We start from the raw sequence: 21,815 nt of genomic DNA, 5'->3' as shown, positions 1-21,815 counted from the left end.
AGCAACCTGTGGCAATCATCAACCACCGACCGCCCTTTGCACAAAACGGATACAGGTCTGCACCCGGCGGATAGTCCGCCCCATCCCCACGCCCTAGCATGGCCCTGCCTGAATAAAAACAATGGAGGCGGCGGCCATGTCCCTGCGACCCGAATACCTTCACTCCCTGCTTGAAGAAAACCCTGAACAGGGTATCTATCGCTGTAAGCGCGAGATGTTCACTGACCCGCGGCTGTTCGACCTTGAGATGGAACACATCTTCGAAGGCAACTGGCTGTACCTGGCGCACGAAAGCCAGATCCCCAACAACAACGATTTCTACACCACCACCATGGGGCGCCAGTCGATCTTCATCGCGCGCAACAAGGATGGCGTGCTGAATGCCTTTATCAACGCATGCAGCCACCGCGGGGCGATGCTCTGCCGGCACAAGACCGGCAACAAGAGCTCCTACACCTGCCCGTTCCACGGCTGGACCTTCAACAACTCCGGCAAGCTGCTCAAGGTCAAGGACCCGGCGGCGGCCGGCTACCCGGCGAGCTTCAATTGCGAAGGCTCCCACGACCTGACCAAAGTCGCGCGTTTCGAGTCCTATCGCGGCTTCCTGTTCGGCAGTCTCAAGGCCGACGTGGTGCCGTTGGTGGAGCACCTGGGCGAGTCGGCGAAGATCATCGACATGATCGTCGACCAGTCCGCCGATGGCCTGGAAGTGCTGCGCGGTTCCTCCAGTTACATCTACGAAGGCAACTGGAAACTCACCGCCGAAAACGGTGCCGACGGCTATCACGTCAGCTCCGTGCACTGGAACTACGCCGCCACCCAGAATCAGCGCAAACAGCGCGAAGCGGGCGAAGACATCCGCACCATGAGCGCCGGCACCTGGGCCAAGCAGGGCGGTGGTTTCTATTCCTTCGACAAGGGCCACATGCTGCTCTGGACCCGTTGGTCCAACCCCGAGGACCGTCCGCTGTACGAGCGTCGCGACGAGTTGGCCCGGGACTTCGGCCAGGCTCGCGCCGACTGGATGATCGAGAACTCGCGCAACCTGTGCCTGTACCCGAACGTGTACCTGATGGACCAGTTCAGCTCGCAGATTCGCATCGCCCGGCCGATCTCGGTCAACCGCACCGAAATCACCATTTACTGCATCGCCCCCAAAGGTGAAAGCGACCACGCCCGTTCGAGCCGCATTCGGCAGTACGAGGACTTTTTCAACGTCAGTGGCATGGCCACTCCAGACGATCTGGAAGAGTTTCGCTCCTGCCAGACCGGTTACCAGGGCAGCGTCACCACCTGGAATGACATGTCCCGTGGTGCCGAACACTGGATTGAAGGCGCCGATGACGCGGCCAAGGAAATTGACCTGCACCCATTGCTCAGCGGGGTGCGTACCGAAGACGAAGGCCTGTTCGTGCTGCAACACAAATATTGGCAGCAGACCATGCTCAAGGCCCTGGCCGCCGAACAGTCCGAACTGATTGCAGTGGAGGCCGTGCAATGACCATGACCTATGACGCGGTGCGCGATTTTCTCTACCGCGAAGCGCGCTACCTCGACGACAAGCAATGGGATGACTGGCTGGAGTTGTACGCGCCGGACGCAACGTTCTGGATGCCGTCCTGGGATGACAACGACGAGCTGACCATCGATCCGCAGCGGGAAATCTCGCTGATCTGGTACGGCAACCGCACGGGCCTGGAAGACCGCATCTTCCGTATCAAGACCGAGCGTTCCAGTGCCAGCGTGCCGGACACCCGCACCTCGCACAACCTCAGCAACATCGAGCTGATCGAACAGGCCGACGGCCTGTGCAAGGTGCGTTTCAACTGGCACACCCTGAGCTTTCGCTACAAGACCGTCGACAGCTATTTCGGCAGCAGTTTCTACACCCTGGATGTGCGCGGTGAGAACCCGCTGATCTTGGCCAAGAAAGTGATCCTGAAGAACGACTACGTTCGCCAGGTCATTGATGTTTACCACCTCTGAGGCGGCCGTCATGACTCATTCCATTGCGTTCAATTTCGAAGACGGCGTCACCCGGTTCATCGACGCCAACGCCGGCGAAACCGTGGCCGATGCTGCGTACCGCCAGGGCATCAATATTCCGCTGGACTGCCGCGACGGCGCTTGCGGCACCTGCAAGTGTTTCGCCGAAGCCGGGCGCTACGACCTGGGCGAGGACTACATCGAAGACGCCCTCAGCGCTGACGAAGCGCAGCAGGGTTTTGTCCTGACTTGCCAGATGCGTGCGCAGAGCGATTGCGTGGTGCGGGTGCCGGTTTCATCGGATGTCTGCCGTACTCGTCAGGCCAGTTACGACGCGACCATCAGCGCCGTGCGTCAGCTGTCCGACAGCACCATCGCACTGTCGATCAAGGGCGAAGCCCTGAGCAAACTGGCGTTTTTGCCGGGGCAGTATGTGAACCTCGGGGTTCCGGGCAGCGAGCAGACCCGCGCGTATTCGTTCAGCTCGTTGCAGCGTGACGGCGAAGTCAGTTTCCTGATTCGCAACGTGCCCGGCGGCTTGATGAGCAGTTTCCTGACCGGCATGGCCAAGGCCGGCGACAGCATGAGCCTGGCCGGACCGTTGGGCAGTTTCTATCTGCGCGATATCCGCCGGCCGTTGTTGCTGCTGGCCGGTGGCACCGGTCTGGCGCCGTTTACCGCGATGCTGGAAAAAATCGCCGAGCAGGGCAGCGAGCATCCGCTGCATTTGATCTACGGCGTGACCAACGATTTCGACCTGGTGGAAATCGATCGACTGGAAGCCTTTACCGCACGAATCCCGAACTTCAGCTTCAGCGCCTGCGTGGCCAACCCCGACAGTCGGCACCCGCTCAAGGGCTACGTGACCCAGCACATCGAGCCACGGCATCTGAACGATGGCGACGTCGATGTCTATCTGTGCGGCCCGCCGCCGATGGTCGAAGCGGTCAGCCAGTTCATTCGCGAGCAAGGCATCGCGCCTGCGAACTTCTACTACGAGAAATTTGCCGCCAGCGCGGCCTGAGCCGCGCTGTTGTGGGAGAGATACATGAATAGATTCCACGAAAAAATCGCGCTGATTACCGGTGCCGCCCAAGGCATCGGCCGGCGTGTGGCGGAACGCATGGCCGCTGAAGGTGCGCGGTTGATTCTGGTCGACCGCTCCGATCTGGTGTTCGAGTTGCAGAAAGAACTGGGGCGGGACAGCCAGGTGCTCGCCCTGACCGCCGACCTTGAGCAATACAGCGAATGCAGCCGGGTGATGCGCACCGCCGTCGAGCGCTTCGGGCGCCTCGATGTGTTGGTCAACAATGTCGGCGGCACGATCTGGGCCAAGCCTTTCGAGCACTATGAAGAGTCGCAGATCGAGGCCGAAGTCCGACGTTCATTGTTCCCGACGCTGTGGTGTTGCCATGCCGCGCTGCCGTTCATGCTTGAGCAAGGCAACGGCGCCATCGTCAACGTTTCATCCATCGCCACCCGCAGCGTCAATCGCGTGCCTTACGGTGCGGCGAAGGGTGGGGTCAACGCGTTGACCGCGTGCCTGGCGTTCGAAACCGCCGGCCGTGGGGTACGGGTCAACGCGACCGCTCCCGGTGGCACCGAAGCGCCGCCGCGGCTGATCCCGCGCAACACCGCGGAACAAAGCGCTCAGGAAAAGCTGTGGTATCAGCAGATCGTCGACCAGACCCTCGACAGCAGTTTGATGAAGCGCTATGGCACACTGGATGAACAGGCCAGCGCTATCCTGTTTCTGGCCAGCGACGAAGCCTCCTACATCACCGGCATGGTCATGCCGGTCGGTGGCGGCGATCTGGGCTGACCTTCAGGAGGGCGTCGGCTGTGTTGAGCTACAAGCGACGCTGAAATGCTCTGACGATTCTGAGTGTGGCGTCGCTTGTGTTCAGGTTCTGGACGGCGTCCAGCGGGTACCAGATGCAGTCGACGATTTCATTCTGGGGCCGCGCCTCGGCCACGTTTATGACCGATGCCTCGTAGACATGATGCCTGGTGCTGGTCGTGTCCAACTCCATCAAGTACAGCAGGCTGTCGACCCCAAGCCCGGTTTCTTCATAAAGCTCTCTTGTGGCCGCGCCCGCGATGGTTTCGCCAGGCTCGATTTTTCCACCCGGCAGGGTCCAGCGCCCCCTGGGTTTGCGCACCAGGAGAATGTGCCGGTCCTGCTCGCAAATGACGGTTGCGCGTACTTTCATGGATTACCTGACTGCCGGTTGTCATAAAACAGTCATAAAAATGCAATATTCAGACCGCAATCCGCAGACGTGTCTGCTTCAAGGGTTAGAGTCGACAGGGCGGTTGAAAGTGCAATGGAATGCCGGAATCCTGACGCGACGTCTGGTCGGCACTTCAGTGAAGGTCGGGTGTAAGGTAGCTAAGTGGACCCTGGACTATCACTGCCGAAATGGAGGTGACTAATGAGCGTTCCGATGCTGACCAAAATGCACATGAACGGCTATGACGTACTCAGCGTGAACAGTGGCCCGTGGCGGGTGTGCACCAAAGGTGACCGGCTTGGATCCTTTGGCAGCCGAGAAGAAGCACTGGCCTATGCGGCTGCGCTTCCCGCCTACAGAGCCCGGTCGGGCAGATCATCGCGTAGCCACAAATCAGACAAATAGTGTGCCTGAAGCCCCGGTACGCCGGGGCTTCTCGTTATTAAAGTCGTGGGCTCAGTAACCACCACCCATCCCGCCCGTGGACGGGGAATACGCTCTGGCTTTTTGTTGGACGCGACTCCACTCGGCGCAGGTCATGAAGGCTTTATGGTCGACCTGGCCCCTGCCATCAAAACTGACACTGTACGGCTGCTGATTGCCGGCCTGGGTCAACTTGTAATCAAAGCAAGCGCCTGGCTCCACCGTGCGATCGGTGATCGATAGCGGCTTGCCGCCAATCTGCTCGACCTGATCCTTGGTCATGCCGGCTTCGACCTTGGCGACCAGCGGTTGGTCCCGGTAGATATGCGATTCCGTGTTACAGCCACCTGTCGCCGCCAGCACGGCGATTAGCGCGCATAGAGGCTTGTTCATGGCAATGCTCTCTAGTGAACTTTCGTTCGCGTGATGGTTTTTGCTTTCACTTCTTCAGCATAGCCCGCCAGCCGCTCTTCATCGCCCTGGAACAAGGAGCACAGCCTGAGCGTCGCCTCTGCGTCCACATCATTGCCGGCCAGGCGCAACTGCTCTGCGATGCGCAAAAGCTCTACCGCCGACCACCTCAGATCCGACGCCACACCTTGCAGGTCGCGCCGTAGTTGCTGTTCATATTCGTTAAGCCACATGATGACCTCCTGCAGTTCCCCGCTACGAAATAGTAATCCCATTTACCTCGATGGAGCGTTATGTTCGTCTGATCCAAAGAGAGTCGAAATCATGCAACAACCTGCCTACCAACTGCTGGAAGTCGCCAACGGCAAGCCGATCAAACTCTGGACCGAAGGCGTGCCGGTTGAAAGCGAAGCCCGGCAGCAACTGATCAATACCGCGAAGATGCCGTTCATCTTCAAGCACCTGGCGGTGATGCCGGACGTGCACCTGGGCAAAGGTTCCACTATCGGCAGCGTGATCCCCACCGTGGGCGCGATCATTCCGGCGGCCGTGGGCGTGGACATCGGCTGCGGCATGATCGCCGCGCGCACCTCGCTGACCGCTGCCGACTTGCCGGATAACTTGCATGGTCTGCGCACTGCCATTGAAAAGGCCGTGCCCCATGGCCGCACCTTGAGCCATGGCCGCCGTGACGAAGGCGCCTGGGAACGCGTTCCACAGCAGGCCGATCAGGCCTGGGCGGCGCTGAACCCTCGGTTCAAGGCGATCACCGACAAGTACCCGAAACTCGCCAGCACCAACAACCGCCAGCACCTGGGGACCCTCGGCACCGGTAATCACTTCATCGAGGTCTGTCTGGACGAGGCCAATCGCGTGTGGTTCATGCTGCACAGCGGCTCTCGCGGCGTGGGCAATGCCATCGGTACTCTGTTCATTCAATTGGCCCAGGCGGACATGCGCCAGCACATCGCCAACCTGCCGGACCGTGACCTGGCCTACTTCAAGGAGGGCAGCCGGCACTTCGATGACTACGTCGAAGCGGTGGGCTGGGCTCAGGACTTCGCCCGGCAGAACCGTGCCTTGATGATGCAAGCGGTGATTCATGCGGCGCGGCAGGTGATCCGCAAGCCCTTCGAGGTTGCGCTGGAGGCCGTGAACTGCCATCACAATTACGTGCAGAAAGAGCGGCATTTTGGCGAGGACATCCTGGTCACCCGCAAAGGCGCGGTGTCGGCGAAGAAGGACGAGCTGGGGATCATTCCCGGTTCCATGGGGGCCAAAAGCTTCATCGTTCGCGGCCTCGGCAACGAGCAATCGTTCTGTTCCTGCAGCCACGGCGCCGGTCGCACCATGAGCCGCACCAAAGCCAAGAACACCTTCACCGTCGCCGACCAGATCCGCGCGACCGCCCATGTGGAATGCCGCAAGGATGCGGCGGTCATCGATGAGATCCCGATGGCCTACAAGGACATCGACAAAGTCATGCACGCCCAGCGTGATCTGGTGGAAGTGCTGCATACGTTGCGACAGGTGGTGTGCGTGAAGGGGTAGGGATGGGAGGTATTCCGCTGGTCGGGAAAATCAACGGGAGTGGACAGCTCTGCTGTCGTATGGAGGTAGTGATCTATTCGCTGGGGCGAGGTATCTCAAATGACGGCGACTGATGATTTCAGACACCATGCGCATGATCTGATCGCGGACCTGGATGCGGCCACAACGGAAATGATGAAGTTGATTTCAGCTCATCAGCTCACTGGGCCGGAATGGGAACGGGTCACGAAATGGCAGCATGAAGCGTACGAGCGGTGGATGAAGTATCTGAATGCGAGTTCGTATACCGATTCCGGCTCGGGGGTCGATCCGGGGCAGGGCGAAGCCTCTGTATAGAAGCCTTTGTATAAAAAGCTGCTTTATAGCGGCGTAGCCCCAGCGTTTGCTGGATGTCTGCGCAAGTACAGGCTACATTTCCCGTTTTTCAGGATAGAGAAGCATCATGCGGATGTTGATAGCGGGAGTAGCGTTGGCTGCGTTGGCGGGCTGTTCATTGCCCGCATCCCTGGTGCCCGGTGAGCCTAATGTCAGCAAATACAGCGATAAGGCGCCCAAGGAATATGCCGGGTGTGTATTGCCATTGTGGCGCCAGGAGATTGCTGGAACGACGCAAACTGCGATTTCCAATGGCTATCGGATTACTGCACCGAGCGTCATCACAGCTGACGAAATTCTGGATATCGTGAAGTCCAAGGATGGCAGCCGGGTATCGCTTTACCAAGGGCCGCCATGGGCCAAGTCAGGAACGCTGCGCAAGGCTGTCCGGGATTGTTTGTAACGGTTTCTTCAGTAGATGACTCAAAAATAGTGTGGATATTTAATGGGTTGCGAGATTTAGTAACTGGATGGTGAGTAAAAATATCTTGTTACAGATCAATTGATTGGGTAATATTGCCCCGCGTTCACCACCACGGTTTATGCATTTTTAAAGCCCAGGCGTCCATCAGCTGCCTGGGCTTTTTTTTGCCTGGAATTTGGGGGTGACGTACAAGCACGCTGCCGGCAAAGCGCCAGCAGCGTCGGTGATGAGGTGGGTAAGCGCTATTGCTAAAACCTGTTGTTACCCGGCCGGATCAGCCTTGCGCCGATCACTGCCAGAAGGATTGCCAGTGTTTATAAGCCTTCTCTCGACCAGGACATTTCGCAGGGCCTGGCGTGCCGAAGGATCCAGTTGATGTTCTCTCTCCTTGAGTTCAAGCAAGATGGGGCTGGACCAGCCACGATAGGTTTGCTCGGTAATACGAGTAGGCGTCATCTATCTCTCCCTTGTGAGTCGCCCGACAACACAGTGGGCGAAGTCCTGTGCGATAAAGATCCTAGTCGAGGAAACGATTTGTCGCCAGCGATTGGCAGTGCCGACTGTCCTGCACAACGTAGGTTGTTGGTGATTCGGGCGTAAACTGAAAAGGCTACCTCATCAAAAGGAGCCGCATATGATCGCCGACCAAACGATTAGACAGGCGTCGGAGCAAAGCACTGTTTGGGACCAATATTTCTGTGCTGCGCTGATTGCCGAAAGCCATCTGACGGCACCGGTGGTAGGAGAAACCACCCACGAAGACAGGCAAAACATGCTGATCCAAAGAGCCAAAGCGCTCGCCGACAAGATGCTTGAAAACAGAAGATAAAACGGAGCCCGGCCATTGCGGCCGGGCTCTTCACTTATCGCCCCTTTGACAGGTCACCTGGCCAGGCTGTCACTGGGTGGCGCGATGGACTGCCCCGGTTTTTTTGGGCGCTGAGTTCTTTGTTCGTGGATCGTCTACAGTTGGTAATTCATGGATACGGAGATCGAACATGAAGTGCTTAATTTGTCACGCTGTCTCTAACACTGTTCATGTGGCTGAAGACTGGTCAGAAGTTGCATGCTCGGCTGGATGTGGACGCTTCAGGGTCTCGGCCAACCTGATTAAAAGCATGAAGGGCAGGAACGAATCCTTTGACATCGAGCGCACAAGACAATGGCTCAAGATGTCCCGCAATGACGAGCCGGTGCCGTTGATATCCCGCTATGACTACAACGTTGCCTTGTTGCATCGCGACACCGGGGAGAAGTCGGCCATCGCGCCGAGTCGCTCCAGGCAGCCGCTGACTTCGGATTAGATTCCGCCCCGGCTGTAACGCCACCCTCGGTAGGCGCTGCCCAAGGCTGCGATCTTTTGATCTTCAGCGGCTTCTGAACGATCCAAGAGATGCAGCAGCTGCCGAGCGACGCCTAACGTTCGACTGTCATGTAAAAACAAGCAACCTCCTTGGATCGCCCGTGTCGATATAAACATATCCGCGCTATTCGTCATCACACCTGTCCAGGTTGCCAGCGTTTATGGCGGGCTGAAAGCGGCTATAGCTGAATGTTCAGGAGGTGGCTATGAACTGTCCGCTGTGTGGCAATACCAATGCGCTGGAAGATCTTTCGTTCGGGGGCGGATTGCGCATTCATTGCGAACCGTGTGGTGGTTTCTATCGAATTTCATCGACCCTGCATGCCTTGGCTGAAGGAAAGTCTTATGACACCGAGCGCGCTCGAACCCGCCTGAAGAAGAAGCGTGAAACCGGCAAATTGGAGGATCAAGAGCCGGCGCTAGGCCCGGAAGACAAAGACCTACTCATCGAGCCGGGCTAATGTGTCGCGCAAAGCGAATGCAGTTCAGCGAAGGGTGCGTTGCGTGGGGGAAGGGGCAGCGACTATTTACAGAAGGACTCGCCTGGCCTTGAAGCCGAATTTCCAACGGATTCCAGGTCAGGCGAGCGTGTCGGATCCATGGGGCTTTAATCCTGATAAACACTTGAACGGCTCATTATCCAATCGGTTAATGAGCCTGTGCCACGCCGCACAAAACAGTCGCGGCGGCGGACTGAGATCGTGTGCTGGCAATGTTTCCCAGCGATACGACGCCAACCAGACGCTTGTCTCGGTTAAGCACGGGCAGGCGACGGAGGTGGACGTCCGCCATGTTTCTAGCGACATGCTCGATGTCTTCATCCTCATAGCAATAGCGGATGCCGCCACTCATTATTTTACTGATAGGGGTTGTTCCGGTGAGTCCTTCGGCGACTGCTCTGATGGCGATGTCCCGGTCCGTGATCATGCCAATCAGGCGCTCTTGCTCTTCAACCATAATGGCGCCGCTATCGATCCTGGCCATCATGCTTGCAGCCTCCTGGATCGTCTGGCTTGGTTTGGCTGTTAAAACATCTTTCGTCATAACTTCCGAGATCTTCATGAAAAAGACTCCTTTTAAAGGGATGCTTCAGTGATTACTGACTGTATATTTTTCGACTTGGAGGGGATGTACAGGGTTCAGAATGTTTTGTCTCCGCTCGTCATCGTGGTGAACCGGGATTCTCCAGCGCCGCTCACTTAGCGGCGTTTTCGTATTCGGGCGTTGCTCAAGGAACAGCGCAACACCGCAAACGTGCGGGAGGGCGGCTTCGGATGGATGGTTGAGTTTGTAACTTGCTCGATACAAATAATAATCCGTATCATTTAGTTTCAAATCAAGGGTGCGAGGGAGTGCATTGCCCACATAAAAATAAGGTTCAGGTAATGCTCAAAATGCTACTCGTGTACGGTCATCTGATTGCCACCTGTATTGCTCAGGGGAGGGTGCTGCAGGCAGATCAAAAGCTATGGAGCTGACGCAAGGAGGTGTTGAGCCAAGTGCAACGTGAGTATCTCGACGAGACTCAAAAAATCGTCATGCTCGCGCTATTGGCTCTTTGGGGAAGTGGCTTGCTGCTGGTGCTCCAGGGTTACCTCTATGAGGGGACCACGTATCTGCTCAATCAAAAGCTCTGGGCCAAGGTGAGTGTTGTCGCGCTGCTTAGCCTCAACGGCGCTTTGTTGCATCGAATCGGTTTTCCGCTGCTGCAGAAAGCTCCCTTTGTTTTGTTAAACAGCTGCGCCCGGACTCGCCTTGCCCTGTTGGGCGCTCTCTCTATGAGTGGCTGGTTATTTGCCGCATTCCTGGGGGTGGCTCGAGCGTGGAATCACGTGCTGCCTTACTTGCAGGTGATGGGGGCTTTTGCCGTGTTCTCGTTAGTGGCTTGTGCAGTGGAGTGGATAGTTGCCAGCACAGCGGGTGCCATGGATGATGAGTGGTCGCGCACTGGCAGTGAGTAAAACCTGATTACGCCGGACGCTGAACGACGAACCATTGCGCGTAGGGGCGCGTGCATTCGTAACAGAAATGCCGACCTGTTAGGCAGTTCAGAGTTCTTCGAACATGAAGATTCCTGGCCCGCCGTTCACCGGCGGGCTGTTCAGGTTTATTCAGAATTGTGTTCGGGACACTGGGCGCAACTCTGGATAGAGTTCTCACCGCTCACCCAGCTTCGGCTCTTTACCAGGCACGGAGTGCTAGGCCTTGGTTGGGCGAGCACCCATTTTTGATTGTTCTCGACAGAGAGAATGACGGCGCACGCGAAACCGTGCTCCCTTCAGGCACCGTCCCTGAGCAACTGGCTGAACGCCTCCAGTTCACTTTTTTCCACATCGGAAACCAGCACGAAGCGCATGTGGTTGGCTTGCCAGGACACCACGTTAAAGCCACGAATCGTCTGGGTCTGCCGCGGCTTGTCTGCCTCCGGCACGGGCAGGATAAACACATTGATGATGTGTTTGGCCCTCCCATAACTCAGCGCTGCCGTGGTCTGGTGTTGCAGATAATCCAGCCGTCCGCCCAGTAATGGAAATCCCTGCGCCGAGTAATCGAACACCGGCGGCGAGAAGTCGAGTTTGCCGGTGAACCAGGGCTTCACGGTGTGGCGGTCGGAGGACACCACATCGTTCAGATGCTCGCCCATCAACGAGCGGACATGGCTGGAAACAGCCTCGTCCATCAGAGGTTGCTCGCTGCCCGGCGTCATCACATAAAGCACTGCCGCCAAGGCCAGCGCCGCCGCGGAAAACGTCGGTGCGAACCATTTCTGCCAGCGTTCGACGGCGCGAGTCGCGGGAGCACCCGCGGCAAACACGCTGGCCGCTAACGATGCCGGCGCCGGGTAATACGGCGCCTGGCGCTTCACACTGACCTTCAGCAGTTTCACTTCATCATGCAGCCGCGCGCACTCGGGGCATGCGGCCAGATGCGCAGCTACATCCGCAGCCGTCGCAGGATCGAGTTCGTGATCCAGATAACCATGCAGCCGTGTCTGGCAAACCGTGCAGTCGAGTTCATTCATGATCGTGCAACTTCAGTAGTTCGAGCTTGAGCATCGCGCGCCCCCGGGCCAGTCTCGACATGACGGTGCCGATGGGGATATCGACCACCAAAGCGATGTCCTTGTAAGGCATGTCTTCGAGTTCTTTCAGCACAATCACCTCACGAAACACTGGCGGCAGGGCGCACAGCGCTTGCTGGATCAGCGCTGCGTTTTCCGTGTGAATAGCCAGCAATTCCGGGGTCTGGCTGTGGCTCAGTGCGCCTTCGTCATCGCCAATGTCGTCATCGAAAGCAACCCAATGGCGCCCGGCCGAGGCTTTGAGCCAGGTGTAGCTTTCATTGCGCACGATGGTCAGAAACCAGGCCTTGGCGTTGCCATCGGCGAAACGCTGCAAAAACCTGAAGGCGCGCAGGGCACTTTCCTGCACGACATCGCGTGCGGCGGCGTCGTTGCCAGTGAGCCAGCGCGCGAGGTTGTAAGCGGCGTCCAGATGGGGCGCAATCAGGTCCTCAAATCGCTTCATAGTGGCTTCCGCACTGTCACACCCCTATAACCGTGGTGCGTGGTCTTTTATTCCCTGAAAAGAATTTGTTTTCCAGCACGGAATAAACACTCATCCCGCAAGGTTTACCTCGTGTCAGCTACATCACTGTAGTCCGCCAGCGAGGACATACCGATGGACATTCAATCAAAACACCCATTGCGCACCGACGACTTGCTGAACCCTGACCGCCGAACGCTGCTCAAGTGCTCGGCGTGGGCCGGGGCAGGGGTTATCTGGGCCCTGAGCGGCGGCATTCCCCGGGCCTTTGCGCTGGATGAGGCAGGCAACGTCGCCGACCCCAAGGCACTGGCCAGCACGTTTCACTTCGTGCAGATCAGCGACTCGCACATCGGCTTCAACAAGGAAGCCAACCCGGAGCCGGCAAAGACATTGCAGGTGGCGATCGACAAGGTCATCAAGCTGCCAAAACCACCGTCGCTGATTCTGCATACCGGCGACATCACGCACCTGTCCAAGCCTGAGGAGTTCGACACTGCGGCACAGTTGCTCAAGGGGCTGCCGTCCACCGTGCATTACGTGCCGGGTGAACACGACACCCTCGATGAGGGCGGCGGCAAGCTTTACCTGGAGCGATACGGCAAGGGCACCAAAGGCAATGGCTGGTACAGCTTCGATGACCACGGCGTGCATTTCATCGCACTGGTAAACGTCTTCAACTTCCAGGCCGGTCACGAAGCCACCCTTGGCGCCGATCAACTGGCCTGGCTGGCCGATGATTTGCGGGCGGTGACGACCAGTACACCCATCGTCGTGTTTACCCACATTCCGCTGTGGACGATTTATCAGCCGTGGGGCTGGGGCACCGAGGATGGTGATCAAGCGATTGCGATGCTGCGCAAGTACGGTTCAGTGACGGTATTGAACGGCCACATCCATCAAGTCATCCAGAAGGTCGAAGGCAACATCACCTTCCACACCGCCCGTGGCACGGCTTACCCACAACCTGCACCGGGTGCGGCGCCGGCACCGGGGCCGATGACGGTGGCCGCCGATCAATTGCGCAATTACCTGGGGATCACCGATGTGCGAGCGACACAGGGCGATCATCCGCTGGCGCTGATTGATTCGACACTGGTCTAGGGGAGGGCGGTCAGATGAAAACGCGACTGTTGGCGGTGGTGTGCCTGATGCTGTCGATGCCGGCGTGGGCTCAGGAGGTGAAGATCGATATCAAGGAGTTCATGTTTGCACCCAAGGATTTGACCGTGGCCGTGGGCACCAAAGTGACGTGGGTGAATGACGACCAGATTCCGCACACGGTGGCAGAAACCCACAAGGTGTTTCGCTCGGGGGCGCTGGATACGAATGACAGTTTTTCCTGGGTGTTCAATACACCGGGAGAGTTCGAGTATTTTTGTGCGCTGCACCCGCAGATGATCGGGAAGATTGTGGTCACCCAGTAAACAAAGGGCGCTGGAAGGTCAAAAGACCGCAGCCTTCGACTGTTCCGACGTCTGCCGGCTCAACCAGCAGGTATCCCCAGAAATGACAAAGCCCCGAATAATCGGGGCTTTGTCGTACGGAATCGGCTGGCGGTACAGTTCAAGGAAGAGCCGCTTATTTCGTAGTTGGCGGCTCCGTACTGTCGCCCGCGTTGGCAGTCGTCACCCAATTACGCGTCTTTGGCGCCAATAATCGCTCGATGGCGCCACTCACCATGTTTTCCATCAAATTATCGCGCTCTTGTTCCTCCAGCGAATGTTGCATCAGCCAACTGGGCGCGCTATTGAGCAAGGCTGCAATGGCTCGACCCGCGGCCCGTTGCGCCGGTTCGCTCACGCGGGGTTTGGCTCCGAGCATCAGCAGCAATTTGCGTTCGTATTGCTCACGCAAGTGGCGAACCTGTTCCTGCTGCTCCTCGTTCAGGCAGCCACTATCGCGCTCCGCCAGTCGAAAATGCCAGGGCATTTCCTGGTGCAGATTCAGGTGGGCGCGGATCAGGCTGTTGAGCCTGTCGCGTTTTGCCGGCGCCTGTTGTTCAAGGCGCCCCAAGGTTGCCAACAGCTCTTCGTAGAACTCCTCGATCAAGTCGAGCAGCAAGTGCTGTTTGCTGGGGTAATGGTGATACAACGAGCCTGGAGTGAGCCCCAGGCTTGTCGCCAGCTCACGCATGCCGACCTGACCGAAACCCTTGCTGGCAAACAGCTCCAGCACCTTGCCCCGGTACTCGGCAAACCGTGAGCAACGCTCAGGCATAGGCATGGAAGCCACGTCCCGTTTTACGCCCCAGGTAACCGGCGGCGACCATTTCCTTGAGCAGCGGTGCAGGGCGATATTTGCTGTCATTGAAGCCGTCGTAAAACGCTTCGAGAATGGCCAGCACCGTGTCCAGACCGATCAGATCCGCCAGAGCCAGTGGCCCGATCGGCTGGTTGCAACCCAGGCGCATGCCGGCGTCGATGTCTTCGGCGCTGGCCAGGCCTTCCTGAAACACCAGGATCGCTTCGTTGATCATCGGCACCAGAATCCGGTTGACCACGAAGCCCGGACGGTTGCCCGCGGTGATCGCGGTCTTGCCGAGGGTTTTTGCCATGTCCAGCGCCAGGGCGTGGGTGGCATCGCTGGTTTGCAGGCCACGAATCACTTCGATCAGGCCCATCACCGGCACCGGGTTGAAAAAGTGCAGGCCGATGAAACGCTCAGGCTGGCTCACGCTGGCTGCCAGTTGGGTAATGGACAGCGACGACGTGTTGGAAGCGATCACGCACTCGGCGCTGACCTGCGCGGCGATCTGTTGCAACACGCGCAGTTTCAGATCGAGGTTTTCGGTGGCGGCTTCGATCACCAGTTGCGCGTTCAGCAGGCTGCCGTAATCAGTGCTGGTGCGAATCTTGTCGAGGGCAGCGAGCTTTTGCTCAAGCGTGAGCGTGTCTTTGGCGATCTGGCGATCGAGATTTTTATCGACGGTCGCGATTGCCTTTTGCAGAGCACTCTCGGAAATGTCGATCAAGGTCACGTTGAAGCCGGCCAGGGCGCAGACTTGCGCGATGCCATTGCCCATGGTGCCGGCGCCGATAACGCCAATGTTCTGTAGGTTCATGCGTATGTCCTTGTGATCAAACCCGTTCGAACAACACGGCGATGCCTTGGCCGCCACCGATGCACATGGTCGCCAGGGCATAACGGCCCTGACAGCGATGCAGTTCATGAATGGCTTTGGTGGCGATGATCGCGCCAGTGGCGCCCACCGGATGGCCCAGCGAGATGCCCGAACCGTTGAGGTTGACCTTCTGCGGATCGAAGCCCAGCTCTTGCGCTACGGCACAGGCCTGGGCGGCGAAGGCTTCGTTGGACTCGATCACGTCAAGATCGGCAACGGTCAGGCCGGCGCGCTTGAGCACCAAACGGGTGGCGGGAATCGGTCCCAGCCCCATCATTGAGGGCTCAACGCCTGCGTGGGCATAACCCACCAGTCGAGCCATGGGCTTGAGACCCTGTTCCTGAACAGTTTGACCGGTGGCCATGATCAGTGCGCCGGCACCATCATTGAGACCAGACGCGTTGCCGGCGGTGACGGTGCCGTCCTTTTTGAACGCCGGTTTCATGCGGCTCAATTGCTCGACGTTGACCTCAGCCCGTACATGCTCATCCGTCGCAAACGAAACCGTCCCTTTGCGGGTCGCGACTTCGATCGGCACGATCTGCCCGGAAAAACGCCCCTCGGCAATCGCCCGGGCAGCACGCTGTTGGCTGAGAAGCGCCAACTCATCCTGGGCCTGACGCGTGATGCCATAGTGCTCGGCGATATTTTCAGCGGTGATCCCCATATGGAAACCGGCAAACGGGTCTTGCAGTGCGCCAAGCATGTAGTCGACGGCCTGCATGTCGCCCATTCGTGCGCCCCAGCGCGCCTGCGGCAACAGGTACGCGCCTCGGCTCATGGACTCGACGCCACCTGCCAGCGCAGCGCCCGCATCCCCCAGCATCAAACTTTGCGCGGCACTGACAATCGCCTGCAAACCCGAACCGCAAAGACGGTTGACGTTGAAGGCGGGAGTCTCTTTCGTCAGGCCGGCATTCATCGCTACGACCCGGGAGATGTAGGCATCGCGTGCCTCGGTCGGGATCACATGTCCCATCACCGCGTGGCCGATATGCTCGGGCGCCAGGCCAGATCGTTCGATAGCGGCGCGGCAAACATCGGTTGCCAACTGAATAGGCGGTACATCCTTGAGTGAACCGCCAAAGCTGCCGATGGCAGAGCGGACGGCGCTCACTACAAAAATATCGGAATGGTTCATGTTGGCTCTCTTGAACAGGTCTTTTTTGTTGAGCACGAGTCTAGAATCAGCAGCGCCGCTGGCCTATGCCAAAACTGTTCAAGGGTGATGGCGTTTTTTGCCATGTTCAGATGTAACGAGAGAGGCATTCAAATGCGGGAAACGGATTCGGTGGCGGTTTACTTCATGTATCCCATGATCCATGCGTTGCGTGAGAAGCCGCAGCGTCTGCGGTCACTCCTTGAACAGGTGGGAATTGATCCGGCACTGATGGATCAGCCGACAGCACGGGTGCCGGCCACGGCTTTCGCCGCGTTGTGGCTGGCACAGATTCGTGAGTTGAACGATGAGTTTTTCCAGTTGGACTCCCATGGTATGCCGCCGGGCAGTTTTGCCTTGATCTGTCGGGCATTGATTCAGGAGCCGACGCTGGAAAAAGCCATGCGTCAGTGCCTGGCCAATTTCGCCTTGTTCCTGCGTGATTTTCGCGGCACGTTGAGTGTGCGTGGCAAGCGTGCGGTCATCAGCTTGCAGACCCGCTCGCAGAACAGCGAGGTCAGCCGGCTGGGCGAAGAAACGTTTCTGGTGTTGATGATCAGTCTGCTGTGTTGGCTGGGCGGGCGGCGAATTCCCATCGATCGTGCGGACTTTCGTCATCAGCGTTTGTCGCTGCGTGATGATGCCTTGCTCTGGGGGCCCAACCTGACCTTTGGCACCGAACACACCGAAATCGAGTTCGCCAGTCACTACTTGCGGCTGCCGGTGGTTCAGGACCTTGCCTCGCTGAAAGTGTTTTTGCGCACCGCACCGCAATGGCTGGTGATCCGCTTCCGCAACCAGCATGGGCTGGCATCGCAGGTTCATCAGCGCCTGCGCCATAGCCATTACAGCGAATGGCCGACCTTGCAGGACTTCGCCCTGGAACAGCACCTGAGCCCCAGTACCTTTCGCCGGAAACTGGGACGTGAGGGCTGTTCGTATCAGGAAATCAAGGATGAAGTGCGGCGCGGGGTGGCGTTTGAACGGTTGCGCCAGAGTAAGGCGAACATCAGTGATATTGCCGAACAGTTGGGGTTTCAGGAGCCGAGTGCGTTTCACCGCGCCTTCAAAAAATGGACGGGGGAGAGCCCGGGGCAATACCGTTTGCGGTTTCAAGGTCGGGATGATTGACCCATCCGGGAAGTCTTCTTGTGGTCTGTTTAGTTCGAGACGTGTTGAGCATTGCGCTCGGATATCTGCCTCAACCGATAATCGCTTTTTGTGGTGCATTCAGGTCGTGAATTGATCCCAAGCCACTCGGCTGCGCTCATCCGTGCCGTGCGCATCGGGGGTGATCTGCGCGAGGTCGTCACCTCTGGCTCTGCCTGCGCCGGTCTCTGCCCGGCGTACTCAGTGGCTGGCCTGATTACCGGTCAGGTGCCTGCTTTGCTACAGATCACACTCCGATGCGCTCTCATTGAGAGGGGCGGGCAGTTATCGTCAGGCTGACGTGACGCTGGTTGTCTTGCTCGCACGAAATGCGCGATTTCAGAGGTGGGTGATGGAAAGGTCGCTGATGATGCAGACCGAACCGTCTTGCGGGTCAGTGGTGTCGGAGTAATCGATCTGGTTGTACACACCGCCGTGGAAGGCGAGAGTTTTCGTGTCCCAGGTGTTGTCGAGGCGCATGATTGCAGAGGTGGATTTGACGCCATTACAGCTCGCCGAGACGGATACAGCGCCGCTCGAATTGGCGTGAATGTTGATTTTGAAAAGTGCACCGAGTGGCACGTCTTCCAGAATCGTCGTGTTCACCGGGTCTTCCTGGAGATAGCTCGACCGAAATCCCATCGTGATTCGGCCTTTGTTCCAAAACACTTTTACAGGTGGCCTTTCCGAACCCTGAACATGAATCTGGCTGATCACAACCTTCTGCAGCGAGTTGACCTTCGTGACTCGCATTTCTTGTCGGTTCCAGTGGTCAGCAGCGCTGGCGAACAACCAATAGCCCGGCTCTTTCCACTCGCAGCGCGTCCGCAGGGTGCTCTTGCTCGAAGCACCGAGCGTCGGCGCCGTCATTTGCAGCGAGCCATCTGGAAGCATCGAAACAACTTCCGGGCATTCAAGCAGTGCCCGCCAACCGATCAATTCAAGCGCGATTGTGTAGTTGCTGATGTCTACGGTCATGGTCATTTCCCTATTTCATTTGATGTCACCCTTTGCTCAGTTGAGCCTTACGTTTGGTGCTGCTGGGCCAGTGATGCGTTGGCTTGAATTGAAATATAGGTATTCCCGTAATTTATGTCAATGGGCATTCCCATAATTCAGCCGCTCCCACATTCCTATGGAGAGGGGGTCTGTATTTGGTGAGATTGGATGCGCTGAAATTCTTCTTGGGAGTGCAGCCACGCGCAGTACGACGAACGCCTCAAGCTCGTCCAGGCATTGAGGAGTGGCGTCCAGCAGAGCGTGTGTTCTGCCAAGGCTGCAACCGTTGGAGCCAACTCAGCCCTTCAACGCGAATACATCGCCCACCAGAACACATGCCCCAGAATTGAAATCTGCTGCTCCTGGATTTGCTGGAACGTGTAGTCCTCGTCCGGATGTTCGTCTCGGTTGAAGCTTCGCAGGCGAATTCCGGTGGGCGTGCGGTACACCTGTTTGACCCTTAGCTGGCCGTGGTGGTTGATCGCGTACATCTCGCCGTCGACGATATCGCTCAATGTGTTCTTGCCAACGTTCACGCCAACCGTGGCGCCGTCGCGCAGCACCGGCAGCATGCTGTTGCCGCTCACCGCGACGCACTTCGCGTTGCTGAACTGAACGTTGTTGTGGCGAAGGTCTTTCTTGAAGAAGCGCAGCCTGGCGCTGGCGCTTTCGGCAATCGCGAATCGGCCGGAGCCCGCTGCTAACTCCACTTCCTGGAGAAATGGCACGTAAACCTCGTCGTCATCGAGCGGGGTTTCGTCATCCCATGTCTCAATGTCTGACATTGCCACGTTTGGTTGAGTGCGCTCAGCAGTTACTGCAACACCTTTGAGCATGTCGCCACTGCCTTCAGCGAGCCACATAGGGGAGACACCACAGACCGAAGCAATCTGAGCAGCAAAGGCTGTCGCCTTCGATTTGCCGCGCTCAAGGTCGGAAATTGATGTCTGCGTGAGGCCGGCGCGCTCGGCAAGCTCGGTCTGGTTTAGACCGGCATGGCGACGGGCGATTTTGAGTCTTTCTTTAAATTCCATCCGCGAAGTATTACGGGCGCTCCCATACTCTTGCAAATCGGTATTCCTATAATCATGTGGTATGGGTGTTCCCGTATGGGCGGTCCCCCCCAAAGCGCTCAATGTCTGGAAGCAATGCGCGCCGTGCAACGACCACAAGTCCGGTAGCGTTGTGATCACCACAGCCTGGGTGGGCTCACTAAATTCAGAGCCGCATCATTGGCAGTGGGCTCAGTGGGTTCGTTAGCAATCGTTTGAGCGAAAGCTGAACTAAGCGAATGTGAAATCCTGCATCAGGAAAGGCCGAGAATATCTCACGTCGCTTCTGTCGTGAGAGTCCAAAAGTAACCGCACCACGGGAGACGTCGACCCAATCGGCTTTGCGAAAGACCTCTGCAAGGTTCTGTGGATCGCGATGGGACCGAGTTATTTTATGGTGGTTGCGAATGATCAAGATAATTTCTTGCGCCCAATCCAGCTTGTCGATTTCCTGAAGGAAGTCTTCTGCCAATTGCTCTGAGGGGGGCAAATAATCAAACGTCTTGGCCGTCCATATACCAAGATCATGAAATACCCCGGCCAAAACTATCTTTTCTAGATTCACAGCGTCCAGCGTACTGAGCGAGCAACAAAAGTTGATGACTCGGTACACATGATTTCGGTATCCGGTGAAGTCATTGCCGAGGTTTCCGGCATAGCGCTGAAGCAGTTCGTCCAGCAGCTCAATTTTGGTGAGCACTGTTCCATCCTCCTTGTTTGGAGGGGGCTACTTTATAGGCTTGGATGCCTTGCATAAAGGCGCCCAGTGGAGAATGCGAAATTGCACTCCACTGGAACACCCGTTTGCATCGACCTGACCAGTCATTTGCATTCGTTCTGACTACCGATTGCATCGGATTCGAGCAGCATACTTTGCAACCATGTACGGCAGAGAACGGCCAGAAGCGGTCGGCGGGATGCGCCTGGAAAACGAGTTGATTCAATGGGCATCAGAAATGACGGTGCGTGCGGACACGATGGCTGATATCTTTCCTGCGCACCAAATTGCCTCCAGTCGGCGCTGATCCCATCAAGGAAGATAGAAACAATGAAAGTGTTATTCATCGCTTCGCTAGGAATTGCATCGCTAATTCAAGCATCACTATCCTTCGCGGATAATGTTAATGGAAAAAATCTCTATTTACAGCGATGCAGCATGTGCCACGGAGTAGATCTTAAAGCAACAGGACCATTGGCTAATAAAAGCAATCCTCCTACGCCTGATCTAACAACATCCGCTTTCAAAAAGCGATTAAATGATTATCCGGGCGTAATTGTATCATCGATAATACTTCGTCCAAATGGAGACTTGATTCCAAGAACGTTGCGAGAGAATGGTGTAAAGCTATCGCCGTACGCTTGGAGGATTAAAGATCTGCGCGATTTAAATGAATACATGGGTGGTGTGATTTCAAAGAATCGATGATTTTAGAGATGAGAGGCAGGCACAGAAAATTAAATGCCATTTCAGATTTGAGGGCTTGTGGGGCGATGCCGGTGAGTCAGTCGACCTCGCGCGGGCACATCGCTAATGAACAATCTCCGATTAATACAAGCTCGGGTGGCTCTTCGCATCAAGCAGCAGTCGGCTGCGGTCGTGACAGGCAAGTAACGGCCAGAAGCTGCCCTTCATAGGCGGCTGCGTTCGTCCCCTGTAAACGGCATCTCCAGAGTCTTTGCGATTCGGGCCAATATCTTTGTGCATTTTTCAGAAACAATGAGTGGTGGCTCATTAATCATGTAAAGCAGGTGTTCGAACGCTATTCCAGCCTCGTTGTGATCGACATAATCCAGAACGATTTCACCACCATTCTCTAAACCTGCCTGAGCTAACGCATGGTCATCCGGTACTGGGCCGGTTTGTTCGTATGCAATGGACATCAGCGCGGTGATTTCCTTGAGCGCCTCTATGAAGTCGTTTCTCAAGTCGTGGTTATGGCCGCTCACTAAAAACACTCCTTCGATTAAGATAACTTGCGGTCGGCGTGCTTCTGGTCGATAGCGGCGCATCAAGATCGAC

At 57.1% G+C, this 21,815-nt stretch carries 30 protein-coding genes; 16 read left to right on the top strand and 14 right to left on the bottom strand.

The window, feature by feature from the left end; all coding sequences use genetic code 11:
• The first annotated feature begins 136 nt into the window (after nucleotides 1-136).
• Genes benA through AC1DQM_RS06505 form a run of 4 tightly spaced genes read left to right on the top strand, consistent with a single transcriptional unit; the run spans nucleotide 137 to nucleotide 3,808 of the window.
• A complete protein-coding gene (benA, locus tag AC1DQM_RS06520) occupies nucleotides 137-1,501 on the top strand; it encodes a benzoate 1,2-dioxygenase large subunit (protein WP_019649241.1) in 1,365 nt (454 codons plus the stop codon).
• The gene (benB, locus tag AC1DQM_RS06515; RefSeq protein ID WP_018927991.1) at nucleotides 1,498-1,986 is read left to right on the top strand and encodes a benzoate 1,2-dioxygenase small subunit; all 489 of its coding nucleotides are present in this window, start codon (nucleotides 1,498-1,500) and stop codon (nucleotides 1,984-1,986) included. Before benA ends, benB begins: the two co-directional genes overlap by 4 nt.
• A 10-nt stretch (nucleotides 1,987-1,996) precedes the next feature.
• Nucleotides 1,997-3,010, top strand: a complete 1,014-nt coding sequence (benC, locus tag AC1DQM_RS06510) for a benzoate 1,2-dioxygenase electron transfer component BenC (RefSeq protein WP_138867238.1) — start codon at nucleotides 1,997-1,999, stop codon at nucleotides 3,008-3,010.
• Between the two features lie 24 nt (nucleotides 3,011-3,034).
• Nucleotides 3,035-3,808 carry a 1,6-dihydroxycyclohexa-2,4-diene-1-carboxylate dehydrogenase gene (locus AC1DQM_RS06505; protein WP_064617053.1) on the top strand — a complete coding sequence of 258 codons (774 nt, stop codon included), beginning with the start codon at nucleotides 3,035-3,037 and terminating at the stop codon, nucleotides 3,806-3,808.
• A gap of 28 nt (nucleotides 3,809-3,836) precedes the next feature.
• Here AC1DQM_RS06505 and AC1DQM_RS06500 read toward each other — a convergent pair whose 3' ends face one another.
• Complete coding sequence (locus tag AC1DQM_RS06500; RefSeq protein ID WP_138867239.1) at nucleotides 3,837-4,199, bottom strand: NUDIX hydrolase; 363 nt, start codon at nucleotides 4,197-4,199, stop codon at nucleotides 3,837-3,839.
• A gap of 222 nt (nucleotides 4,200-4,421) precedes the next feature.
• Here AC1DQM_RS06500 and AC1DQM_RS06495 point away from each other — a divergent pair, with 222 nt between their 5' ends.
• Nucleotides 4,422-4,625 (top strand): hypothetical protein, encoded by a 204-nt coding sequence (locus AC1DQM_RS06495; RefSeq protein WP_007941550.1) that lies wholly within the window; start codon nucleotides 4,422-4,424, stop codon nucleotides 4,623-4,625.
• A 51-nt stretch (nucleotides 4,626-4,676) separates the two neighbouring features.
• Here the strand turns inward: AC1DQM_RS06495 and osmE are convergent, their stop codons facing one another.
• Nucleotides 4,677-5,036, bottom strand: a complete 360-nt coding sequence (gene osmE / locus AC1DQM_RS06490; protein WP_018927987.1) for an osmotically-inducible lipoprotein OsmE — start codon at nucleotides 5,034-5,036, stop codon at nucleotides 4,677-4,679.
• Between the two features lie 11 nt (nucleotides 5,037-5,047).
• Nucleotides 5,048-5,287 (bottom strand): hypothetical protein, encoded by a 240-nt coding sequence (locus AC1DQM_RS06485; RefSeq protein ID WP_018927986.1) that lies wholly within the window; start codon nucleotides 5,285-5,287, stop codon nucleotides 5,048-5,050.
• A 91-nt stretch (nucleotides 5,288-5,378) separates the two neighbouring features.
• Here AC1DQM_RS06485 and AC1DQM_RS06480 point away from each other — a divergent pair, with 91 nt between their 5' ends.
• From AC1DQM_RS06480 to AC1DQM_RS06470, 3 genes are all read left to right on the top strand, one after another.
• On the top strand, nucleotides 5,379-6,605 hold the full coding sequence (locus AC1DQM_RS06480) for an RtcB family protein (protein WP_138867240.1): 1,227 nt from the start codon (nucleotides 5,379-5,381) through the stop codon (nucleotides 6,603-6,605).
• A 99-nt stretch (nucleotides 6,606-6,704) separates the two neighbouring features.
• Nucleotides 6,705-6,941, top strand: a complete 237-nt coding sequence (locus AC1DQM_RS06475; protein WP_111453845.1) for a hypothetical protein — start codon at nucleotides 6,705-6,707, stop codon at nucleotides 6,939-6,941.
• A 106-nt stretch (nucleotides 6,942-7,047) separates the two neighbouring features.
• Nucleotides 7,048-7,383, top strand: coding sequence for a hypothetical protein (locus AC1DQM_RS06470; RefSeq protein ID WP_064617054.1), 336 nt, complete (start codon nucleotides 7,048-7,050; stop codon nucleotides 7,381-7,383).
• A gap of 282 nt (nucleotides 7,384-7,665) precedes the next feature.
• Here AC1DQM_RS06470 and AC1DQM_RS06465 read toward each other — a convergent pair whose 3' ends face one another.
• A complete protein-coding gene (locus AC1DQM_RS06465; RefSeq protein WP_081625797.1) occupies nucleotides 7,666-7,860 on the bottom strand; it encodes a hypothetical protein in 195 nt (64 codons plus the stop codon).
• 178 nt (nucleotides 7,861-8,038) lie between these two features.
• On the opposite strand from AC1DQM_RS06465, the gene AC1DQM_RS06460 reads away from it, so the two are divergent.
• The 3 genes from AC1DQM_RS06460 to AC1DQM_RS06450 all read left to right on the top strand — a co-directional run bounded on the left by AC1DQM_RS06460 (nucleotide 8,039) and on the right by AC1DQM_RS06450 (nucleotide 9,228).
• Nucleotides 8,039-8,233: a hypothetical protein gene (locus AC1DQM_RS06460; protein WP_018927982.1), complete on the top strand. Its 195-nt coding sequence runs from the start codon at nucleotides 8,039-8,041 to the stop codon at nucleotides 8,231-8,233.
• Between the two features lie 289 nt (nucleotides 8,234-8,522).
• Nucleotides 8,523-8,708 carry a hypothetical protein gene (locus AC1DQM_RS06455; protein ID WP_169342478.1) on the top strand — a complete coding sequence of 62 codons (186 nt, stop codon included), beginning with the start codon at nucleotides 8,523-8,525 and terminating at the stop codon, nucleotides 8,706-8,708.
• A gap of 265 nt (nucleotides 8,709-8,973) precedes the next feature.
• A complete protein-coding gene (locus AC1DQM_RS06450; protein WP_018927980.1) occupies nucleotides 8,974-9,228 on the top strand; it encodes a hypothetical protein in 255 nt (84 codons plus the stop codon).
• A 187-nt stretch (nucleotides 9,229-9,415) separates the two neighbouring features.
• On the opposite strand, the gene AC1DQM_RS06445 is transcribed toward AC1DQM_RS06450, so the two are convergent.
• The gene (locus AC1DQM_RS06445; RefSeq protein ID WP_018927979.1) at nucleotides 9,416-9,829 is read right to left on the bottom strand and encodes a CBS domain-containing protein; all 414 of its coding nucleotides are present in this window, start codon (nucleotides 9,827-9,829) and stop codon (nucleotides 9,416-9,418) included.
• Nucleotides 9,830-10,254: 425 nt separating this feature from the next.
• On the opposite strand from AC1DQM_RS06445, the gene AC1DQM_RS06440 reads away from it, so the two are divergent.
• The gene (locus tag AC1DQM_RS06440) at nucleotides 10,255-10,728 is read left to right on the top strand and encodes a hypothetical protein (protein ID WP_230139449.1); all 474 of its coding nucleotides are present in this window, start codon (nucleotides 10,255-10,257) and stop codon (nucleotides 10,726-10,728) included.
• 317 nt (nucleotides 10,729-11,045) lie between these two features.
• Here the strand turns inward: AC1DQM_RS06440 and AC1DQM_RS06435 are convergent, their stop codons facing one another.
• A complete protein-coding gene (locus tag AC1DQM_RS06435) occupies nucleotides 11,046-11,789 on the bottom strand; it encodes an anti-sigma factor family protein (protein WP_138867241.1) in 744 nt (247 codons plus the stop codon).
• Nucleotides 11,782-12,294, bottom strand: coding sequence for a sigma-70 family RNA polymerase sigma factor (locus AC1DQM_RS06430; protein ID WP_007941935.1), 513 nt, complete (start codon nucleotides 12,292-12,294; stop codon nucleotides 11,782-11,784). Before AC1DQM_RS06430 ends, AC1DQM_RS06435 begins: the two co-directional genes overlap by 8 nt.
• Before the next feature lie 153 nt (nucleotides 12,295-12,447).
• Here AC1DQM_RS06430 and AC1DQM_RS06425 point away from each other — a divergent pair, with 153 nt between their 5' ends.
• Nucleotides 12,448-13,416 carry a metallophosphoesterase family protein gene (locus AC1DQM_RS06425; protein ID WP_018927975.1) on the top strand — a complete coding sequence of 323 codons (969 nt, stop codon included), beginning with the start codon at nucleotides 12,448-12,450 and terminating at the stop codon, nucleotides 13,414-13,416.
• A gap of 14 nt (nucleotides 13,417-13,430) precedes the next feature.
• Nucleotides 13,431-13,739 (top strand): cupredoxin domain-containing protein, encoded by a 309-nt coding sequence (locus AC1DQM_RS06420; protein WP_007941931.1) that lies wholly within the window; start codon nucleotides 13,431-13,433, stop codon nucleotides 13,737-13,739.
• Between the two features lie 154 nt (nucleotides 13,740-13,893).
• Here the strand turns inward: AC1DQM_RS06420 and AC1DQM_RS06415 are convergent, their stop codons facing one another.
• Genes AC1DQM_RS06415 through AC1DQM_RS06405 form a run of 3 tightly spaced genes read right to left on the bottom strand, consistent with a single transcriptional unit; the run spans nucleotide 13,894 to nucleotide 16,577 of the window.
• On the bottom strand, nucleotides 13,894-14,538 hold the full coding sequence (locus AC1DQM_RS06415; protein ID WP_138867242.1) for a TetR/AcrR family transcriptional regulator: 645 nt from the start codon (nucleotides 14,536-14,538) through the stop codon (nucleotides 13,894-13,896).
• Nucleotides 14,525-15,376, bottom strand: a complete 852-nt coding sequence (locus AC1DQM_RS06410) for a 3-hydroxybutyryl-CoA dehydrogenase (RefSeq protein ID WP_028940995.1) — start codon at nucleotides 15,374-15,376, stop codon at nucleotides 14,525-14,527. Before AC1DQM_RS06410 ends, AC1DQM_RS06415 begins: the two co-directional genes overlap by 14 nt.
• Nucleotides 15,377-15,392: 16 nt before the next feature.
• Nucleotides 15,393-16,577 (bottom strand): acetyl-CoA C-acyltransferase family protein, encoded by a 1,185-nt coding sequence (locus tag AC1DQM_RS06405; RefSeq protein WP_138867243.1) that lies wholly within the window; start codon nucleotides 16,575-16,577, stop codon nucleotides 15,393-15,395.
• A 132-nt stretch (nucleotides 16,578-16,709) separates the two neighbouring features.
• Here AC1DQM_RS06405 and AC1DQM_RS06400 point away from each other — a divergent pair, with 132 nt between their 5' ends.
• Nucleotides 16,710-17,726 carry an AraC family transcriptional regulator gene (locus AC1DQM_RS06400; RefSeq protein ID WP_018927971.1) on the top strand — a complete coding sequence of 339 codons (1,017 nt, stop codon included), beginning with the start codon at nucleotides 16,710-16,712 and terminating at the stop codon, nucleotides 17,724-17,726.
• A 357-nt stretch (nucleotides 17,727-18,083) separates the two neighbouring features.
• On the opposite strand, the gene AC1DQM_RS06395 is transcribed toward AC1DQM_RS06400, so the two are convergent.
• The 3 genes from AC1DQM_RS06395 to AC1DQM_RS06385 all read right to left on the bottom strand — a co-directional run bounded on the left by AC1DQM_RS06395 (nucleotide 18,084) and on the right by AC1DQM_RS06385 (nucleotide 20,495).
• Entirely contained in the window at nucleotides 18,084-18,722 is a 639-nt protein-coding gene (locus AC1DQM_RS06395; RefSeq protein ID WP_442115185.1) for a polysaccharide lyase family 7 protein, read from the bottom strand.
• 326 nt (nucleotides 18,723-19,048) lie between these two features.
• Entirely contained in the window at nucleotides 19,049-19,777 is a 729-nt protein-coding gene (locus AC1DQM_RS06390) for an XRE family transcriptional regulator (protein WP_064617062.1), read from the bottom strand.
• Nucleotides 19,778-19,961: 184 nt separating this feature from the next.
• Nucleotides 19,962-20,495 (bottom strand): HD domain-containing protein, encoded by a 534-nt coding sequence (locus tag AC1DQM_RS06385; RefSeq protein ID WP_032834034.1) that lies wholly within the window; start codon nucleotides 20,493-20,495, stop codon nucleotides 19,962-19,964.
• A 348-nt stretch (nucleotides 20,496-20,843) separates the two neighbouring features.
• Here AC1DQM_RS06385 and AC1DQM_RS06380 point away from each other — a divergent pair, with 348 nt between their 5' ends.
• Nucleotides 20,844-21,221 (top strand): c-type cytochrome, encoded by a 378-nt coding sequence (locus AC1DQM_RS06380; RefSeq protein ID WP_081626537.1) that lies wholly within the window; start codon nucleotides 20,844-20,846, stop codon nucleotides 21,219-21,221.
• 203 nt (nucleotides 21,222-21,424) lie between these two features.
• On the opposite strand, the gene AC1DQM_RS06375 is transcribed toward AC1DQM_RS06380, so the two are convergent.
• The gene (locus AC1DQM_RS06375) at nucleotides 21,425-21,742 is read right to left on the bottom strand and encodes a hypothetical protein (protein WP_138867245.1); all 318 of its coding nucleotides are present in this window, start codon (nucleotides 21,740-21,742) and stop codon (nucleotides 21,425-21,427) included.
• Between the last annotated feature and the right edge of the window lie 73 nt (nucleotides 21,743-21,815).

It is taken from the genome of Pseudomonas sp. 01L34 (assembly GCF_056400265.1).
The sequence above is the reverse complement of the archived record's forward strand: the minus strand, read 5'-3'. Positions and strand labels throughout refer to the sequence as shown.

Excerpts from the sequence above, each read along its gene's own strand:
- benA (WP_019649241.1), top strand. The coding sequence starts at position 137 with ATGTCCCTGCGACCCGAATACCTTCACTCCCTGCTTGAAGAAAACCCT.
- benB (WP_018927991.1), top strand. The coding sequence starts at position 1,498 with ATGACCATGACCTATGACGCGGTGCGCGATTTTCTCTACCGCGAAGCG.
- benC (WP_138867238.1), top strand. The coding sequence starts at position 1,997 with ATGACTCATTCCATTGCGTTCAATTTCGAAGACGGCGTCACCCGGTTC.
- AC1DQM_RS06505 (WP_064617053.1), top strand. The coding sequence starts at position 3,035 with ATGAATAGATTCCACGAAAAAATCGCGCTGATTACCGGTGCCGCCCAA.
- AC1DQM_RS06500 (WP_138867239.1), bottom strand. The coding sequence starts at position 4,199 with ATGAAAGTACGCGCAACCGTCATTTGCGAGCAGGACCGGCACATTCTC.
- AC1DQM_RS06495 (WP_007941550.1), top strand. The coding sequence starts at position 4,422 with ATGAGCGTTCCGATGCTGACCAAAATGCACATGAACGGCTATGACGTA.
- osmE (WP_018927987.1), bottom strand. The coding sequence starts at position 5,036 with ATGAACAAGCCTCTATGCGCGCTAATCGCCGTGCTGGCGGCGACAGGT.
- AC1DQM_RS06485 (WP_018927986.1), bottom strand. The coding sequence starts at position 5,287 with ATGTGGCTTAACGAATATGAACAGCAACTACGGCGCGACCTGCAAGGT.
- AC1DQM_RS06480 (WP_138867240.1), top strand. The coding sequence starts at position 5,379 with ATGCAACAACCTGCCTACCAACTGCTGGAAGTCGCCAACGGCAAGCCG.
- AC1DQM_RS06475 (WP_111453845.1), top strand. The coding sequence starts at position 6,705 with ATGACGGCGACTGATGATTTCAGACACCATGCGCATGATCTGATCGCG.
- AC1DQM_RS06470 (WP_064617054.1), top strand. The coding sequence starts at position 7,048 with ATGCGGATGTTGATAGCGGGAGTAGCGTTGGCTGCGTTGGCGGGCTGT.
- AC1DQM_RS06465 (WP_081625797.1), bottom strand. The coding sequence starts at position 7,860 with ATGACGCCTACTCGTATTACCGAGCAAACCTATCGTGGCTGGTCCAGC.
- AC1DQM_RS06460 (WP_018927982.1), top strand. The coding sequence starts at position 8,039 with ATGATCGCCGACCAAACGATTAGACAGGCGTCGGAGCAAAGCACTGTT.
- AC1DQM_RS06455 (WP_169342478.1), top strand. The coding sequence starts at position 8,523 with ATGAAGGGCAGGAACGAATCCTTTGACATCGAGCGCACAAGACAATGG.
- AC1DQM_RS06450 (WP_018927980.1), top strand. The coding sequence starts at position 8,974 with ATGAACTGTCCGCTGTGTGGCAATACCAATGCGCTGGAAGATCTTTCG.
- AC1DQM_RS06445 (WP_018927979.1), bottom strand. The coding sequence starts at position 9,829 with ATGAAGATCTCGGAAGTTATGACGAAAGATGTTTTAACAGCCAAACCA.
- AC1DQM_RS06435 (WP_138867241.1), bottom strand. The coding sequence starts at position 11,789 with ATGAATGAACTCGACTGCACGGTTTGCCAGACACGGCTGCATGGTTAT.
- AC1DQM_RS06430 (WP_007941935.1), bottom strand. The coding sequence starts at position 12,294 with ATGAAGCGATTTGAGGACCTGATTGCGCCCCATCTGGACGCCGCTTAC.
- AC1DQM_RS06425 (WP_018927975.1), top strand. The coding sequence starts at position 12,448 with ATGGACATTCAATCAAAACACCCATTGCGCACCGACGACTTGCTGAAC.
- AC1DQM_RS06420 (WP_007941931.1), top strand. The coding sequence starts at position 13,431 with ATGAAAACGCGACTGTTGGCGGTGGTGTGCCTGATGCTGTCGATGCCG.
- AC1DQM_RS06415 (WP_138867242.1), bottom strand. The coding sequence starts at position 14,538 with ATGCCTATGCCTGAGCGTTGCTCACGGTTTGCCGAGTACCGGGGCAAG.
- AC1DQM_RS06410 (WP_028940995.1), bottom strand. The coding sequence starts at position 15,376 with ATGAACCTACAGAACATTGGCGTTATCGGCGCCGGCACCATGGGCAAT.
- AC1DQM_RS06405 (WP_138867243.1), bottom strand. The coding sequence starts at position 16,577 with ATGAACCATTCCGATATTTTTGTAGTGAGCGCCGTCCGCTCTGCCATC.
- AC1DQM_RS06400 (WP_018927971.1), top strand. The coding sequence starts at position 16,710 with ATGCGGGAAACGGATTCGGTGGCGGTTTACTTCATGTATCCCATGATC.
- AC1DQM_RS06395 (WP_442115185.1), bottom strand. The coding sequence starts at position 18,722 with ATGACCGTAGACATCAGCAACTACACAATCGCGCTTGAATTGATCGGT.
- AC1DQM_RS06390 (WP_064617062.1), bottom strand. The coding sequence starts at position 19,777 with ATGGAATTTAAAGAAAGACTCAAAATCGCCCGTCGCCATGCCGGTCTA.
- AC1DQM_RS06380 (WP_081626537.1), top strand. The coding sequence starts at position 20,844 with ATGAAAGTGTTATTCATCGCTTCGCTAGGAATTGCATCGCTAATTCAA.